The 16126-nt window shown below is 73.2% G+C and carries 16 protein-coding genes; 9 read left to right on the top strand and 7 right to left on the bottom strand.

The window, feature by feature from the left end:
* Both AB0F77_RS42130 and AB0F77_RS42125 read right to left on the bottom strand, forming a co-directional pair.
* Positions 1-722 (bottom strand): maltotransferase domain-containing protein (locus AB0F77_RS42130; protein ID WP_361959787.1); only part of this gene is annotated, 722 nt, incomplete at its 3' end.
* Positions 723-1585: 863 nt separating this feature from the next.
* A complete protein-coding gene (locus AB0F77_RS42125) occupies positions 1586-1885 on the bottom strand; it encodes a DUF5133 domain-containing protein (RefSeq protein WP_361959785.1) in 300 nt (99 codons plus the stop codon).
* A gap of 338 nt (positions 1886-2223) precedes the next feature.
* Here AB0F77_RS42125 and AB0F77_RS42120 point away from each other — a divergent pair, with 338 nt between their 5' ends.
* Together AB0F77_RS42120 and glgX are read left to right on the top strand one after the other, a co-directional pair.
* Positions 2224-2736, top strand: a complete 513-nt coding sequence (locus AB0F77_RS42120; RefSeq protein ID WP_361959782.1) for a pep a2 — start codon at positions 2224-2226, stop codon at positions 2734-2736.
* Positions 2733-4907: a glycogen debranching protein GlgX gene (gene glgX / locus AB0F77_RS42115; protein WP_361959779.1), complete on the top strand. Its 2175-nt coding sequence runs from the start codon at positions 2733-2735 to the stop codon at positions 4905-4907. Before AB0F77_RS42120 ends, glgX begins: the two co-directional genes overlap by 4 nt.
* On the opposite strand, the gene AB0F77_RS42110 is transcribed toward glgX, so the two are convergent.
* The gene (locus AB0F77_RS42110; RefSeq protein ID WP_361959776.1) at positions 4885-5688 is read right to left on the bottom strand and encodes a VOC family protein; all 804 of its coding nucleotides are present in this window, start codon (positions 5686-5688) and stop codon (positions 4885-4887) included. The genes glgX and AB0F77_RS42110 overlap by 23 nt on opposite strands.
* Before the next feature lie 251 nt (positions 5689-5939).
* On the opposite strand from AB0F77_RS42110, the gene AB0F77_RS42105 reads away from it, so the two are divergent.
* From AB0F77_RS42105 to AB0F77_RS42090, 4 genes are all read left to right on the top strand, one after another.
* Positions 5940-6419, top strand: coding sequence for a MarR family transcriptional regulator (locus tag AB0F77_RS42105; RefSeq protein ID WP_361959773.1), 480 nt, complete (start codon positions 5940-5942; stop codon positions 6417-6419).
* Positions 6416-7264 (top strand): ATP-binding cassette domain-containing protein, encoded by an 849-nt coding sequence (locus tag AB0F77_RS42100; RefSeq protein WP_361959770.1) that lies wholly within the window; start codon positions 6416-6418, stop codon positions 7262-7264. Before AB0F77_RS42105 ends, AB0F77_RS42100 begins: the two co-directional genes overlap by 4 nt.
* Positions 7224-8090, top strand: coding sequence for an ABC transporter permease (locus AB0F77_RS42095; RefSeq protein WP_361959767.1), 867 nt, complete (start codon positions 7224-7226; stop codon positions 8088-8090). Before AB0F77_RS42100 ends, AB0F77_RS42095 begins: the two co-directional genes overlap by 41 nt.
* Before the next feature lie 190 nt (positions 8091-8280).
* Positions 8281-8802 carry a hypothetical protein gene (locus AB0F77_RS42090; RefSeq protein WP_361959764.1) on the top strand — a complete coding sequence of 174 codons (522 nt, stop codon included), beginning with the start codon at positions 8281-8283 and terminating at the stop codon, positions 8800-8802.
* 10 nt (positions 8803-8812) lie between these two features.
* On the opposite strand, the gene hemC is transcribed toward AB0F77_RS42090, so the two are convergent.
* The 3 genes from hemC to AB0F77_RS42075 all read right to left on the bottom strand — a co-directional run bounded on the left by hemC (position 8813) and on the right by AB0F77_RS42075 (position 11741).
* On the bottom strand, positions 8813-9748 hold the full coding sequence (gene hemC / locus AB0F77_RS42085) for a hydroxymethylbilane synthase (RefSeq protein WP_361959761.1): 936 nt from the start codon (positions 9746-9748) through the stop codon (positions 8813-8815).
* Positions 9749-9887: 139 nt separating this feature from the next.
* The gene (locus tag AB0F77_RS42080; RefSeq protein ID WP_361959758.1) at positions 9888-10664 is read right to left on the bottom strand and encodes an NPP1 family protein; all 777 of its coding nucleotides are present in this window, start codon (positions 10662-10664) and stop codon (positions 9888-9890) included.
* Positions 10665-10787: 123 nt separating this feature from the next.
* Complete coding sequence (locus AB0F77_RS42075) at positions 10788-11741, bottom strand: ATP-dependent DNA ligase (protein ID WP_361959790.1); 954 nt, start codon at positions 11739-11741, stop codon at positions 10788-10790.
* A gap of 406 nt (positions 11742-12147) precedes the next feature.
* Here AB0F77_RS42075 and AB0F77_RS42070 point away from each other — a divergent pair, with 406 nt between their 5' ends.
* The 3 genes from AB0F77_RS42070 to AB0F77_RS42060 all read left to right on the top strand — a co-directional run bounded on the left by AB0F77_RS42070 (position 12148) and on the right by AB0F77_RS42060 (position 15786).
* Positions 12148-12651, top strand: coding sequence for a MarR family transcriptional regulator (locus tag AB0F77_RS42070; protein ID WP_361959755.1), 504 nt, complete (start codon positions 12148-12150; stop codon positions 12649-12651).
* A gap of 285 nt (positions 12652-12936) precedes the next feature.
* Positions 12937-13404, top strand: coding sequence for a peroxiredoxin (locus tag AB0F77_RS42065; protein ID WP_361959752.1), 468 nt, complete (start codon positions 12937-12939; stop codon positions 13402-13404).
* Between the two features lie 54 nt (positions 13405-13458).
* Positions 13459-15786 carry a SpoIIE family protein phosphatase gene (locus AB0F77_RS42060; protein ID WP_361959749.1) on the top strand — a complete coding sequence of 776 codons (2328 nt, stop codon included), beginning with the start codon at positions 13459-13461 and terminating at the stop codon, positions 15784-15786.
* Between the two features lie 101 nt (positions 15787-15887).
* On the opposite strand, the gene AB0F77_RS42055 is transcribed toward AB0F77_RS42060, so the two are convergent.
* Positions 15888-16126, bottom strand: a 239-nt coding sequence (locus AB0F77_RS42055) for an integrase core domain-containing protein (RefSeq protein WP_361959746.1), incomplete at its 5' end; no start/stop codon positions are given.

Raw genomic sequence — 16126 nt, 5'->3', positions numbered from 1 at the left:
AGGTAGACGACGTCGAAGCCCATCGCGGCGATCGCCTCCAGCCGCCGCGCCGCCGTGCGGAACGTGCCGTGCGGCTGCTGCGGGGTGCCCTCGGAACGGGGGAAGAACTCGTACCACGACCCGAACAACGCCCGCTCCCGCTCCACCAGCAGCGGCAACGCCTCCGACGCGGTGACCAGTTCCCGCAGGGGATACCGGGCCAGCACCCCCACCACCTCCGGCGCCAACGCAGCGCCGAGCCGGGCCGCCAGGGACAGCGCGTCGTTGCCGAGCGTCCGCGCGGCGGTCCGCACCAGGGCGCGCTCCGGGCCGGACGGCACGCCGGCCGCCGCCCGCTCGAACAACTCGGCGCCCTCCTCCAGGACCAGGCCGGTGTCGATGCCGGCGGGAATCTTGATCTCGGCGTGGTGCCGCCAGGTGGCGACCGGGTCGCCCCACGCCTCGACCAGGTACGTCCAGCGGCCCGGAGCGGTCGGGGTCACCTCCGCGCCCCAGCGGTCGGTGCCCGGGGCGAGTTCACGCATCGGCGTCCACGGACCAGGGCGTCCCTCGGGATCGAGCAGCATCACATTGGCGCCGACGGCGTCGTGACCCTCCCGGAACACGGTCGCGGTGACCTGGAAGGTCTCCCCGGTGACCGCCTTCGCCGGGCGCCTGCCGCCGTCCACGGCCGGCCGGACGTCACGGACCGGGATGCGGCCGATGGCCGGAGTCGAACTCATGGGTCTCACCTCCGCCGTGTGCGAAGCCGGACCCCGGGCCCGGCTCTGAGGGAAGGACCGGAAGACAACGACCGCCTCCCGGCTGTACGAAGCGGGGGACCGGGTCCGATGCCTCCCACCTGAACTGCGCGTCCCGCGCCCCCGGACGCCACGCCCCCGGGTCCCCGTCGCCCCGCGGCCAGACCTCCCGCCCACCCACAAGCCGGACACCGCCCGCGAGCCGGACACCGCCCGCCCGAGAGCCGGGCCCCCGTCTGCCCACGAGCCGGACCCCACCTGCTTCCGAGCCGGACCTTCGCCCGCTCCCGGACCGCGCCTTCGCCCGTTTCTGGACCGGACTTCCGTCCGCTCCTGGACCGGACTTCCGCCCGTTCCTGGACCGGACTTCCGCCCGTTCCTGGACCGGACTTCCGCCCGTTCCTGGACCGAACTTCCGCCCGCTCCCGGACCGCGCCTTCGCCCGTTCCTGGACCGAACTTCCGTCCGCTCCCGGACCGGGCCCCCGTCCGTTCCCGGGCTGGACACCCGTCTGCCCGTGAGCCGGAACCCGCCTGCCCGAGAGCCGCTTCCGTCCGTTCCTGGGCCGGACCTCCCCGTTCCTGGACCGGACTTCCGCCCGCTCCCGGACCGGGCCCCCGTCCGCTCCCGGACCGGAAACCCGTCTGCCCATGAGCCGGGCCCCCGCCCGCTCACGAGCAGCGTCCACGTCCGCCCGCGGCCGAACCGTCCTGCCCGCTCACGGTCAGGCCCGTGCCCGTTCACGAGCGGGCTTTCCGCCCGTGCACGGGTCGGGCCCCGCCCGTGAGCCGGGCCCGACCCACCCCGCCGAACCGTCGGAGACACCACGTCCGGGGGCGCCGGAATCAGAAGCGGCCGGCCGTGGCGTGGCGGTCCGCCGGTGGGGCCCGGCGGACCGCGGCTCTGCGGTGCGGTCTGCCGTTCTGTTCGCGCAGATAACCACCGAGACCGCCACGCAGATAGCGCTCGGCGGCGTCCGCGGCCTCCCGCGCGCACCGCTTCCCCATCAGCACGCACAGCGTGTAGCCCGAGTCCTCGAACGTGGCCCGCACCGCGAGGTCCGCGGGGGAGGCGAGCATCGCCCGCTCCCACGCCCGGTAACGTCGCAGCTGCCGTGCCACTTCGGTCCTGGTCGGTAGCAGCATGTCCCTGATCACCCTCCACGCTCTCGACTGGGCGCGCTTCCCGACGGTCGGGCGGCATCCGGGCAGGGAGGGGCACGGATCCATTACGGCGATCGAGGCATTTCACTCATGGTGCACGCGCGACGACCCAGCGTCTTGTTGGTTCTTGAACTATCACCTGGAAGGCCGCCCGGCCAGCCCCGATCACCTCGTCGACGTGCTCGTGTTGCACGAATGGCGTAGCCACCGCACTGTGGATCTGACTCAGAAGCGATGAGTGCTCGACGCTCCGTGATCGGGGTCCGTGCCCATGGGGGCGACGAAAGAGCGAGAGCTTCGCCGGTGAGGAGCAAGCGACGATGAAGACCGCAGTGCCCCGCTACTACCACCTGGACGTGGAAGTCAGCCCCGACCGGGTGGGACAGGTCAGCCGCATCCTGGCCGCCCACCTCCGCCTCTGGGACCTGGAGAACATCGTGGTCCCCGTGTGCAGCGGCGCCGAACTGCTGCTGCGCGCCATCGACCAGCACGCCACGGACAAGCACACCTCGATCGAGATGTGGTGGAACGGCCAGCATCTGATCACCGCCGTCGGCGACGACGACCGCGAGCTGCGGCCCGACCAGGACCTGCGCGCCTGTCTGGCCCAGCTCGCCGCCACCAGCGACGGCTGGGGGTGTTGCGCCCCGGACACCGGCAGCAAGATCATCTGGTTCTCGCAACGGGCCCGCGCCGACCAGCGCGAACCGCTCGTGCCGACGGCCCCCGCGCCCAGCCTGCGCCATGTGCGCCAGGTGCCGCGCGAGGAGCCGGTCGCCGCACTGGCCGCCCGGACCGGCGCCGCGGACCCCGCCCTGGAGGCGGCCCGGTGACGGCCCGTCCGCAGCGGAAAGGGGTGCCCGTGTGGAGCGGGCACCCCTACCCGTTGGGCGCCTCCTTCGACGGCCAGGGCACCAACTTCGCCCTGTTCAGCGAGGTCGCCGAGCGGGTGGACCTGGTCCTCGTCGAGGACGACGGTGCCACGACCACCGTCCCGCTGACCGAGGCCGACGGGTTCGTCTGGCACGCGTACCTGCCCGGCGTCGGGCCCGGCCTGCGCTACGGCTACCGGGTGCACGGCCCCTGGGACCCGGGCCTCGGCCACCGCTGCAACCCGGCCAAGCTGCTCCTCGACCCGTACGCACGGGCCGTCGACGGCCAGATCGACAACCACCCCTCGCTCTACGAACGCACCCCCGGCGGGCCCTCCCCGGCCGACAGCGCCGGGCACTCGATGCTCGGCGTGGTGACCGATCCGTACTTCGACTGGGGCGACGACCGCCCGCCCCGGCGGCCGTACGCGCAGACCGTGATCTATGAGGCGCACGTGCGCGGACTGACCCGCACCCACCCCGACGTGCCCGAGCGGCTGCGCGGCACCTACGCGGGCCTCGCGCACCCCTCGGTCGTCGAGCACCTGACCTCGCTCGGCGTCACGGCGGTCGAGCTGATGCCGGTGCACCAGTTCGTCCAGGACGGTGTCCTCACCGACCGGGGACTGTCCAACCACTGGGGCTACAACACGATCGGCTTCTTCGCCCCGCACAACGCCTACGCCGCGTTCGGCACCCGGGGCCAGCAGGTCAACGAGTTCAAGGCGATGGTCAAGGCGCTGCACGCGGCCGGGCTCGAAGTCATCCTCGACGTGGTCTACAACCACACCGCCGAGGGCAACGAGCAGGGCCCCACCCTGTCCTTCCGGGGCATCGACAACGCCTCGTACTACCGCCTCGTCGACGGCGACTGGGCGCACTACTACGACACCACGGGCACCGGCAACAGCCTGCTGATGCGGCACCCCTACGTGCTCCAGCTGATCATGGACTCGCTGCGCCACTGGGTGACCGAGATGCACGTCGACGGGTTCCGCTTCGACCTCGCGGCGACCCTGGCCCGGCAGTTCCACGAGGTCGACCGGCTGTCGGCCTTCTTCGACCTGATCCAGCAGGATCCGGTGATCAGCCGCGTCAAGCTGATCGCCGAGCCGTGGGACGTCGGCGAGGGCGGCTACCAGGTGGGCAACTTCCCGCCCCTGTGGTCGGAGTGGAACGGCAAGTACCGCGACGCCGTACGGGACTTCTGGCGCGCGGAACCCGGCTCGCTCGGCGAGTTCGCCTCCCGGCTCACCGGCTCCTCCGACCTGTACCAGCACAGCAGGCGCCGGCCGCGCGCCAGCGTCAACTTCGTGACCGCGCACGACGGTTTCACCCTGCGCGACCTCGTGTCGTACAACGACAAGCACAACGAGGCCAACGGCGAGGGCAACCGGGACGGCGAGAGCGACAACCGGTCCTGGAACTGCGGCGCGGAGGGCGACACCGACGACCCCGCGGTCCTCGAACTGCGCGCCCGCCAGCAGCGCAACCTGCTGGCCACCCTGCTGCTGTCACAGGGCATCCCCATGCTCTGCCACGGCGACGAACTCGGCCGCACCCAGCGCGGCAACAACAACGCCTACTGCCAGGACAACAAGATCTCCTGGATCGACTGGGAGCCGACCGACGAGCAGCGCGCCCTGGCCGGCTTCACGCGCCACGTCATCGGACTGCGCGCCGCCCACCCGGTGCTGCGCCGCCGCCACTTCTTCCGCGGCGACACGGCCACCCACGCCGGGCAGCCGCTGCCCGACCTGGTCTGGCTGCTGCCGGACGCCCGCGAGATGACGGGCCGCGACTGGCAGCGCTCCGACGCCCACTCGGTCGGCGTGTTCCTGAACGGCGACGCCATCGCCGAACGCGACCCCTACGGCCAGCGCCTGGTCGACGACTCGTTCCTGCTGCTGCTCAACAGCTACTGGGAACCGGTCGACTTCCGGCTGCCCGACGACACCTACGGCGAGCGCTGGACCACCCTGATCGACACCGCCGAACCCGACGGCGTCCCCGACGAACGGGAGCGCAAGGCCGGCACCCGGCTGCGGGTCGAGGCCCGCGCCCTGGTGCTCCTGTCCCGGCCCTCCCGCGCCGCGGACGGCCGCGGGGTCAGCGCTCGCGCCTCGACGTGACGGTGAACTGCGCGCCGTCCGGGTCGCGCAGCACCGCCTCGGCGGCGTCCTCGTCGAGGACGCTGCCGCCGTGCTTCTCCGCCGTCCGCGCGCAGGCCGCCACGTCGGTCACCGCGAAGTGGACCTGCCAGTGCGGCCGCACGGACGGATCGGGCGCCGCCTCCACCGCCCCCGAGTCGATGCGGGCCACGATGTCGCCACCGCTGCGCAGCACCACCTCGCCGCCCTCGTACTCGACCTCGCAGCAGCCCGGCAGTCCCGAGGCCCAGTCGAGGATCTCGCCGTAGAACAGGGCCGAGTCGAAGGCGTTGCGGGTGTGCAGCCGGATGAACGTGGGCGCCGCCCGGCGCCACGCCTCCCAGTTGCCGACCAGCTCGCCCTCCCAGATCCCGAAGGTGGCCCCGTCCCGGTCGGCGAGCAGCGCGCCCCGTCCGGGCGGGAACGACAGCGGTCCCACCGCCGCCGTGCCGCCGCGCTCCCGGGCCCGCGCCACGGCCACGTCCGCGTCCGGCACGGCGAAGTACGGCGTCCACGCCACGGCCATCTGCCACATGGCGGCCACCGCCGCGATCCCGGCCACGGGCACCCCGCCCGCCAGCGCGATCCGGAAGTGGTCGCCCAGTCTGATGTTGCGCCACCGCCAGCCGAGCACGGCCCCGTAGAAGTCCTCGGTGGCTCGCAGGTCACGGCTGGTGAGACTCACCCAGCACGGGGCGCCGAAGACCGAATCCGTGGACACGGCGCGCTTCGTGCGGCGGGAGAGCGTGGGGTCGTCGTTCATGGCAGTCGCGTCCTGGTGTGAGAGACCGGCACCGGTGCCCCCCGTCTTCCCCCAGTGTCCAACCGCAAGCACCCGGCCCGCCCGTCGGCGCCCGGCCACGCCCGGGTGAATCCGTACGGCCACCCCGGTGAGCGACCGCCACCACGATTCGCCTGAAAAGGTGATGTATCGCACCACGGCGCCCTCACGCACGACCCCTCTTGACCTTTCCTTGGGAATGATTACCTCTGTAGCAGAGGTAATCTTCGAACGTGGACGTGGACGAGAACGAGACCGGCGGTCCCGACGCCTTCCCGGAGGAGCTGGCGGACGCCCTGGTCGGCATCCAGCGCCTGGTCAGACGGCGGCTGCGCAGCGGCATGACCCTGCCTCGGATGCGCGGCGCCGAGGTGGAGCTGCTGCGCCTCGTCGAGAGCCGCCCCGGCATCGGCATCTCCGACGCGGCCAAGGAGCTGTACCTCGCCGGGAACTCCGTCTCGACCCTGGTCAACCAGCTCGCCCGGGACGGCTATCTGATCCGCGAGACCGACCCGGCCGACCGCAGGGCCGCGCGCCTGAAGCTCACCGACGCGGCCCACGAACGGCTGCGCGAGGGGCAGCGGCGCCGGGCCGCCCTGGTGGGACGGCAGGTGGACCGGCTCGACGACGCCGACCGCGAGGCCCTGCGCGCCGCCCTCCCGGCGCTGCGCAAGCTGGCCGTCGCCCTGCACGAGGAGGCCGAGGAATCATGACCGGCGACACCGCCGAGGCCGTCAGCTGCACCCGGCTCGCCTACACCTTCGGCGAGACCCGGGCCGTCGACGGGCTCGACCTGTCCGTGCGCGAGGGCGAGGTCTTCGGGCTGCTCGGCCCCAACGGCGCGGGCAAGACCACGGCCATCCGCTGCATGACCACGCTGCTGCCGGTGCCCTCGGGCATGGTCCGGATCTTCGGCCACGACACCGCGCGCGACCGCATGTCCGTACGCCGGCTGCTCGGCTACGTCCCGCAGCAACTGTCCGCCGACAGCGGGCTCACCGGCCGGGAGAACGTCGTCCTGTTCGCCCGGGTCTTCGACGTCCCCCGCCGCGAGCGCGCCGAGCGGGTCTCCCAGGCCCTCGCCGCCGTCGGCCTGACCGACGCCGCCGACCGGCTGGCCGCCACCTACTCGGGCGGCATGGTCCGCCGGCTGGAACTGGCCCAGGCCCTGGTCAGCGCCCCGCGACTGCTCATCCTCGACGAGCCGACGATCGGCCTCGACCCGATCGCCCGCACCGGCGTGTGGGAGCACATCAACGCCGTCCGCGCCGTCACCGGCATGACCGTCCTGGTCACCACCCACTACATGGACGAGGCCGACCAGTACTGCGACCGGGTCGGCCTGATGGCCCGCGGCCGCATCCACAGCCTCGGCACCCCCGCCGAACTGCGGCAGGGGCTGGGCGAACGCCGCCGCGCGGCCGGCCTGCCCGCCACGGATACGCTGCCCACGCTGGAGGACGTCTTCCGGGACGTCGCGGGCGGCGGCCTCGACGACCAGTCAGGAGATTTCCGCGATGTCCGAAGCACCCGCCGCACCGCCAAGCGAGTCGGCTGACCGCACCGCCCCGCCGGGCGGGGCCGCCGGCCTGCTGGTGCGCCCGCCGCAGCCCCGCCCCGGCTGGCGGCTGCTGCCCACCCGGGTCGCCGCGATGTGCGCCGTCGAACTCCAGAAGCTGCGCCACGACCGCACCGAGCTCTACACCCGCGCCGTCCAGCCCGCCCTCTGGCTGCTGATCTTCGGACAGACCTTCACCCGCATCCGCGCGATCCCCACCGGCGGCATCCCGTACATCGACTACCTGGCGCCCGGCATCATCGCCCAGTCCGCCATGTTCATCGCGATCTTCTACGGCATCCAGATCATCTGGGAGCGCGACTCCGGCATCCTCAACAAGCTGCTGGTCACCCCGACCCCCCGCTCCGCGCTGATCACCGGCAAGGCGTTCGCGGCCGGGCTGAAGTCCCTGGTCCAGGCGGTCGTCGTCATCGTCATCGCGACGATCCTGGGCGTGAGCCTCACCTGGAACCCGCTCAAGCTGCTCGGCGTGGCCGCGGCCGTGGTGCTGTCCTCCGCGTTCTTCTCCTGCCTGTCCATGACCATCGCCGGCATCGTCCTCAGCCGCGACCGGCTCATGGGCTTCGGGCAGGCGATCACCATGCCGCTGTTCTTCGGCTCCAACGCCCTCTACCCGCTCTCCGTGATGCCGGGCTGGCTCCAGGTCGTCAGCCGGGTCAATCCGCTCAGCTACCAGGTGGACGCCCTTCGCGGACTGCTCCTCGGCACGCCCTCGCACCTCGGCCTCGACTTCGCGGTCCTCGTGGTGGCGGCCCTGCTCGGTGTCGCGGCGGCCTCCTCGCTCCTCGGACGCCTCGCCCGCTGATCTTGCGGGGGACGTGATGTGCGGCACGCGGGTGAATTCGCTCGGAAGGCCCGTTGACGGGATTCGCCCTGCGCAACGCTTGATCAGCGATCAAAGGGGGCGAACCCCCTGGCCATAGCGCATTCCGCTCATTTGACAGTGCGCTCAGCACACGGATAGACAGCAGCTCTCCGAGGTCGAGAGGGGCACTGTGCACGAGCCGAACGTGGTCGGGGACTGGCAGGAGTACGACGAGCATGCCGGTCTGCGGGTCCGCGTCCATCGTCTGGAAGCGGCCGAGCCCCCGCGCGGACGCGACGACGCGGCCGTCGGGCTGACGTACTTCAGTGTCCGGGTGACCGTCGAGAACCGTGGCGCGCACCACTACGGCGTCCAGCTGGAGGACGGCCAGCTCGACGTGCGGGTGGGGCCGGACGGCGAGGGTGCGTTCATCGACTGGCGCAATTCCCAGTTCATCGAGGGCTTCGACGTCTACCCGCTGCGCCGGGTCACCGCCGTGCTCTTCGCGGCGGGCTCCGAGGCGGCGCTCACCCAGGTGGACGTCCAGGTCCATCTGCGCGTCGACGAGGAGTGGACCGACCGGCGGCTGTGGGCGGGCGGCATCGGGCTGGCCGAGGAACCGGTCACGGCGACCGCGGGCGCCTGCCAGGCCGGCCTGGCCCACCAGGTGAGCACGTTCCTGAAGGACCAGACGGAGCCGGACGCCTCCTGACCCGCCGGGGTCAGTGGGCGATGCCGTCGATGATCTCGCGGGCGCCCTGGCGCAGCAGGGACACGGCGACCGAGGTGCCGAGCGTGGCCGGGTCCAGCCGGCCCGCCCACTCGTGGGCGTTCAGCCGGGTCTTGCCGTCCGGGGTGAACACACAGGCGCGCAGCGACAGTTCGCCGCCGCGGTCCATCCGGGCGAAGCCGGCGATCGGGCTGTTGCAGTGGCCCTGGAGGACGTGCAGGAACATCCGCTCGGCGGTGGCCTCCCGGTAGGTGTCCGGGTCGCCGAGTTCGCTGACCGCGTCGATCAGTTCGCTGTCGCCCTCACGGCACTGGAGGGCGAGGATGCCCGCGCCGATCGGCGGCATCATCGTCTCCGGCGAGAGCACCTCGCTGATCACGTCCCGGCGGCCGATGCGCTCCAGGCCGGAGACCGCGAGGAGCAGCGCGTCCGCCTCGCCCGCGGCCAGCTTGGCCAGCCGGCGGTTGGCGTTGCCGCGGAAGGGCACGCACTCCAGATGCGGGTGGGTGGCGGCCAGTTGGGCGATCCGGCGCACGGACGAGGTGCCGACGCGGGTGCCCGCGGGGAGCTCGTCCAGGGTGAGGCCGCCCGGGTGGACGAGGGCGTCCCGGATGTCGTCGCGCTTCAGGAACGCCGCGAACACGGTCCCCGCGGGCAGCGGCCGGTCGGCGGGCACGTCCTTCACGCAGTGCACGGCGAGATCGGCCTCACCGGCGAGCAGCGCGGCGTCCACCTCCTTGGTGAACGCCCCCTTGCCCTCGACCTGGGCCAGATCGCCGAGCCACTTGTCCCCGGTGGTCTTCACGGGGACGACCTCGGTGCGCACCCCGGGCCGCGCGGCGGCCAGTTCGGCCCGTACGCGCTCGACCTGCGCCAGCGCCATGGGGGAGTCGCGGGACACGATGCGGATCATTTCCGGCAGGGACATGGGGGACACGATAGACCCCCGCGAGGGGTGCCCGTGCCGCTCGCCCGCGTCACTGGTCGTCTTCCCAGGTCCCGGCCCGGCGGTTTCCGGCCGGGCCGGGAAGGGGCGCCGCTCCCGCCGCGGCGGGAGCGGCGGCGGGTCAGGCGTTCGGGTCGAACGGGATGCCGGCCGGTTTCGCCGCCGACAGGTGGGAGGCGAACGCGCTGTCCTTCAGGCCGAAGTTGGCGCTGCCGAAGTCGAAGTTGCTGAGCTTGTCGCGCAGACCGGCCGGGTAGCCGTTCCAGCCGATCAGCGGCGGGTACTGCCAGGTGCCCTTGTGGTTCTCCGGCGGCTCGTCGTTGGTGTTGGCCAGCCGGAAGCAGTGGGTGCTGACCCCGTCCTTGTGGTACACGATCTTCGCGTGGGTGCCGTCGAAGCGGACCTCGGACGCCGGGTGCACCGTGAACGAGCCGTGGTTGGACGTGGAGACGTACTGGATCTGGTTGTTCTGCACCCACACCACGACGTGCTCCCAGTCGTGGCGGTGCCCGCCGAGGCTGATGCCCGGGATCGCCTGGTCCTTCTCGAAGTACAGGCCGTAGACGTACCCGCACCAGCCGTTGTTGCACTTGTAGCGCGAGTAGCTGTTGGTGTCGTCCAGGTCGGCCGCGTCCCGGCAGTTGCCGTTGAGGGCGCCGGTCGGGTTGAGGCCGGGGTTGACGGTGCCGTCCGGGCCGATGGCGGCGGTCGAGTAGCAGCCGTCCGTGTCGTAGTCGAAGGCGGGCTGGTACGTGCGCTCGACGGCCTCGGCGTTGCCGGGCAGCGGCGGGGGCGGCGCGGCGAACGCGACGGCGGGGAAGGCGACGACGAAGGCGGCGGCACCGGCCACACCGGCGAGCCATCTCCGGGGCCGGATGCGGAACGTCCGTGACGACACGAATCCTCCAACACCTGTGGGGGGCAAGGAAGTTCAGGATCGCTGGCGGAACTTCCGTTGCCAAGACGTCACAGGCGTCCCATCGGTGAAGCGCGGCCCAACAGTTGACCCGTGCCGCGCGCCTCACAGCGGGTCGTCGGGCAGGTCGGCCGCCGACTCCTCGGGGGTGAGGTCGGGGCGCAGCCGCTGCCACGACGGCTGCCGCAGCAGCCCGGCCCGGGTGCGTGTGCTGTAGCTGACCTCGCCGACCAGCCGGGGCAGCACCCACCGGGCGCCGGCCACGGCGGGCCGCGGTTCGAAGGGGCAGACGTCGCTGTGCGCGGCCGCCAGCAGGGCGGCCAGTTCGGCCCGTTCGCCCTCGCTCCAGCCGGTGCCGACGCCGCCGACGTAGCGCAGCAGGCCGCCGGCGCGCTGGCCCAGCAGGAGGGCGCCGGGCAGCCCGGCGAGCCGTCCCTTGCCGGGCAGCCAGCCGCCCACGACGACGTCCTCCGTGCGCAGGTTGCGGATCTTGACCCAGGAGCGGGAGCGCACGCCCGGTTCGTACACCGAGTCCAGCCGCTTGCACACCACGCCCTCGAGCCCGTGCTCCCGGGTCGCGGCCAGCGCCTCGGCGCCGTGCCCGACGGCCGCGACGGGCGTCGACCAGTGCGGCCCGTCAAGACCCAGCTCCTCCAGCCGGGTGCGGCGCCGGGTGTACGGCGTGCTGAGCAGCGGCCGGTCCAGGTGCATCACGTCGAACAGCACCAGGTGGACGGGCACCTGGGCGGCCCGGCGGACCGCCCGCGCGGGCGCGTGGGCCAGTCCCATCCGGCTCTGCAGGAGCTGGAAGTCGGCCCGCCCCCGCGCGTCGAGCGCCAGCACCTCGCCGTCCAGGACGGCCGGGGTCGCCCCCAGGAGCCCGCCCAGCGGCCGGAGTTCGGGGTAGGCGCCGGTGATGTCCTCCCCGGAGCGGGCGCGCAGCAGCACACTGCCGTCGCCGGGCAGGTAGACCACGACCCGCTGGCCGTCCTGTTTGGTCTCGTAGGCCCAGCGGGCGTCCTGCGCGGCCGGCGGCAGTCTGCCGGCGGTGGCGAGCATGGGCGGGATCAGCGGCAGGCGCGGTGCGTTCACGGCGTTCACGGCAGAAGGTGTCGACCGCGCCCGCCGCCCTCACGCGTGCCGGGCCGACGGTTCCCCTGAACGGGTCCGGCCCCGGCCGCCGCGCCCGCGCGGACGCGGCGGCCGGGGCCGGACGGACGACGGGTCTCGGCCCGCGGTCTTCGCGGCGGCCGGGGGCACGGCCGAGGCGGGGGCTCCGCGGAGGTGGCGGCCGGTGCGCCGGCCGGTCCGGACGGGCGGTGGCGGGGCAGGAAGGACGCGAGGACGAAGGCCAGGACCGCAGCACCCGCGCCGGTCGCCATGACGGTCTTGACCGCCCGGGTGTGGCCGTTCACCGGTCCGGCAAGTTACTTGAGTTACGCAACGAGATGGTAAAGTCGCCGGTATGGCTCCAGAACCGCTGCCCGTCGCCTCGCCGGAAGTCGTCGAGATCGAGCGCGCGCTCACCCGGATCACCTATCTGAGCACCCGGGCCCGGCAGCACGAGCGGCTGATGGCCCTCGCCGGGGTGCCGCTGGACCGGGCGGCCGTCGCGCTGCTGCGGCAGGTCGCGGAGGGCGAACCGCTCAGGCCGGGGGAGCTGGCCCAGCGACTGGGCGTCGAGGCGTCCCACGTGACACGGACGGTGCAGCAGTTGCAGAAGTCCGGTCACGTCACCCTGGTCCCCGACCCCGACGACCGGCGCGCCCGGCGCGTCCGGCTCACCGACAGCGGACGCCACGCCGTCGGCAGCGTCCGCGACGCCGGGGCCCGCGGCATGCAGGTCGCCCTCGCCGACTGGCGCCCCGAGGACCTGCGGCAGCTCGCGACCCTCTTCCACCGCATGGTCGACGACTTCCTGCGCCACGCCACCGACGACGAGCCGACCCGCGAGCCGCACCCGCGCTGAGCGGCACCCGGCCGACGTCCGACCGATTCCCCGCGGTCCCGGGCCGCCCCGCGACTGCCGGTCCGCGCCCCCGACCCGCTTCCGCGACTCCCGGCCCGCTCCCACACCCCCCTGCCTGCTTGCGTGCCCCCGGCCCGCTCCGGGCGGCCCCCGCCCGACCTCAACTGCCCTGCGCTCACGTAAGATCCGCACCGGCCACCGCGGCCCACTCCGCCGGGGTGTTCCCGGCGCACACAACACATGGCCGCGGACCGGCGGCACCGCACGCAACGAGGAGAGCACGCCGTGACACAGCGGATCGACGTCGGGGACAAGGTCGAGGACTTCACGCTGCCGGACGACACCGGCACCCCGCGGCAGCTGAGCGAGCTGCTCGCCGACGGCCCCGTGGTGCTGTTCTTCTACCCGGCCGCCCTCTCCGCGGGCTGCACCGCCGAGGCCTGCCACTTCCGGGACCTGGCCGCCGAGTTCGCGGCCGTCGGCGCCCGGCCCGTCGGGATCAGCGGCGACACCGTCGAGCGGCAGCAGGAGTTCTCCGGGCGGCACTCGCTCGGCATGCCCCTGCTCTCCGACCCCGACGGCACCGTCCGCGAGCAGTTCGGCGTCAAGCGCGGCTTCGCCCTCGTACCCACCAAGCGTGCCACCTACGTCATCGCCCAGGACCGCACCGTGATCGAGGTCGTCCGCAGCGAGGTCCGGATGAACACCCATGCCGACCGGGCCCTGGCCGCACTCCGCGCCCACCAGGGATGAGACCGGCCGCGGTCGCGCTTGAAGCACCGGAGCAACGGGATCATCCTGGGGCATATGGAGCAGCTCGCGGCCGCGGTGGTCATCAACGCGCTCGGCACGGTGACGGGGTGGAGCGACGGCGCGCGACAGCTCACCGGGCACCGGGCCGAGGACGTCGTGGGCCGGCCGGCCACCGCCCTGCTCGCCCACGCGGTCCCGGCGGCCGTCGTCGAGGCGCGCACCGGCCCCGTCGTCCTGCGCCACCGCGAGGGCCACCCCGTCGCGGCCATCCTCACCGCCTGCCCCGTGCTCGGCCCCGACGGCCTGCCGAGCGGATACGTGATCACGGCCCGTGACTCCGGCTTCACCGGGCCGGCCTTCCAGCAGGCGCCGCTGCCCATGTCGGTCTTCGACACCGGACTGCGTTTCGTCCACCAGAACACCGTCGGCTGTCAGGCGATGGGCGTGCGCGAGGAGGACCTCGTCGGCCGGCCCTTCCAGGACTGCGTGGAGGACTCCGAGGCGACCCGGGGCTATCTGCACCATCTGCGGCAGGTCCTCGAAACCGGCCGCCCCCTGCGCTACGAGGTCTTCACCACCGCCCCCGCCATGAACCGGGAGCGGGCCTGGAACCTGGAGATCTGGCCCCTGCGCGCCCCCACCGGCGAGGTGACCGCGGTCGCCGCGGCCGCGTTCGACAGCACCGAGGAGTACTGGGCCCGCCGCCGGCTGGCCCTGGTCAACGAGGCCGCCACCGCCATCGGCACCACCCTCGACGTGGCCCGCACCGCCGAGGAACTCGTCGACCTCCTCGTCCCCCGCTACGCCGACTTCGCCAGCGTCGACCTGCTCGACTGGGTCCTCGGCACCGAGGAACTGGCCGAGGCCGTGCCCGAGGGCGACGTCGCCCTGCGCCGCGTCGCCCACGGCTCCGGCACCGAGGGCACCCCGGAGGCCGCCGTACGCCTCGGCGCACTCGACGTCTATCCCGAGTCCAGCCCGCCCGCCCGCGCCCTGCGCGAGGGCCGCGCCGTGTGCACCCAGGCCGGCGAGCCGGCGTTCATGCGCTGGGTGGCCGAACGCAACGCGCTCGCGCCCGAGGGCCGCCGGTACCGGGTCGGCGTCCATTCGATGATCTCCGTGCCGCTGCGCTCGCGCGGCACCACCCTGGGCGTGTTCGTCGGGGTGCGCATCGGACAGGCCGACGACTACGGCGAGGACGACCTCGTCTTCTCCGAGGAACTCGCCAGCCGGGCCGCCGTCTGCATCGACAACGCCCGCCGCTTCGCCCGTGAGCGCACCACCGCGCTCGCCCTCCAGCACAGTCTGCTGCCGCGGGGCCTGCCCGGACAGGCCGCCGTCGAGGTCGCCCACCGCTATCTGCCGTGCGGCTCGCTGGCCGGCATCGGCGGCGACTGGTTCGACGTGATCCCCCTCTCCGGCAGCCGGGTCGCCCTCGTCGTCGGCGACGTCGTCGGGCACGGCATCCAGTCCTCGGCGACCATGGGCCGGCTGCGCACCGCCGTACGCACCCTCGCGGACGTCGACCTGCCCCCCGACGAACTGCTCACCCACCTGGACGACCTCGTCACCCATCTGGCGGGCGACGGCAGCGGCGAGGACGTCGCCGAACTCGGCGCCACCTGCCTCTACGCCGTCTACGACCCCGTCTCGCGCCGGCTCGCCCTGGCCGCCGCCGGCCACCCGGCGCCCGCCGTCGTGCTGCCCGGCGCCGGCGCCCGGACGGTCCCCATGACGGCCGGGCCCCCGCTCGGCGTCGGCGGCCTGCCCTTCGAGGCGACGGAGCTGGAACTCCCCGAAGGCTCCGTCGTCGCCCTCTACACCGACGGCCTCCTGGAGAACCGCGACGCCGACCTCGACCGCGTCACCGCCGAACTGCTGCACGCGCTCGACGCCCCCGCCGACTCGCTGGACGCCCTCGGCGACACCGTGCTGAAGGCCGTCCTGCCCGAGCAGCCCTGCGACGACGTGGCCCTCCTGCTGGCCCGCACCCGGGCGCTGGGCGCCGACCGCGTCGCCACCTGGGACGTGCCGTCCGATCCCGCCGAGGTCGCCGCGGCCCGGCAGGCGGCCACCGAACGGCTCGCCGCCTGGGGACTGGACGAGGCCGCGTTCGTCACCGAGCTCGTCGTCAGCGAACTCGTCACCAACGCGATCCGCTACGGCGAACCGCCCGTCCAGCTCCGGCTGATCCGCGACCGTGCCCTCATCTGCGAGGTGTCCGACGGCAGTTCCACCTCACCGCACCTGCGCCGGGCGCACGCCTTCGACGAGGGCGGCCGGGGACTGCTGCTGGTCGCCCAGCTCACCCAGCGCTGGGGCAGCCGCCAGACCGCGGGCGGCAAGACCATCTGGGCCGAACAGCCCCTCCCCGACGACTGACCACCGGCCACACTGACCACCGGCCACACTGACCACCGGCCACACGGACCACCGGCCACACGGACCGCCGGGGCTCCGGCGGGACCTCGGGCGGGAAGGGGCTAGATGTATTGACCCGCAGGGTTGTTCACGCGGGTGATGGGTGGCTGGCCTGCGAGTGCGGTGTGGCAGCGGTGGTGGTTGTAGGTGTGGAGGAAGTCTGCCAGGGCTGCGGTGCGTTCGGTGTTGCTGGTGTAGGGCCGCAGGTAGGCCCATTCGTCGAGCAGGGTGCGGTTGAAGCGTTCGACCTTGCCGTTGGTCTGCGGCCGGTAGGCGCGGGTGAGTTTGCCGGCCGCGCCCA

Source organism: Streptomyces sp. NPDC026672, from assembly GCF_040638185.1.
GTDB lineage: Bacteria > Actinomycetota > Actinomycetes > Streptomycetales > Streptomycetaceae > Streptomyces.
This window is presented reverse-complemented; position numbering and strand designations above follow the sequence as displayed.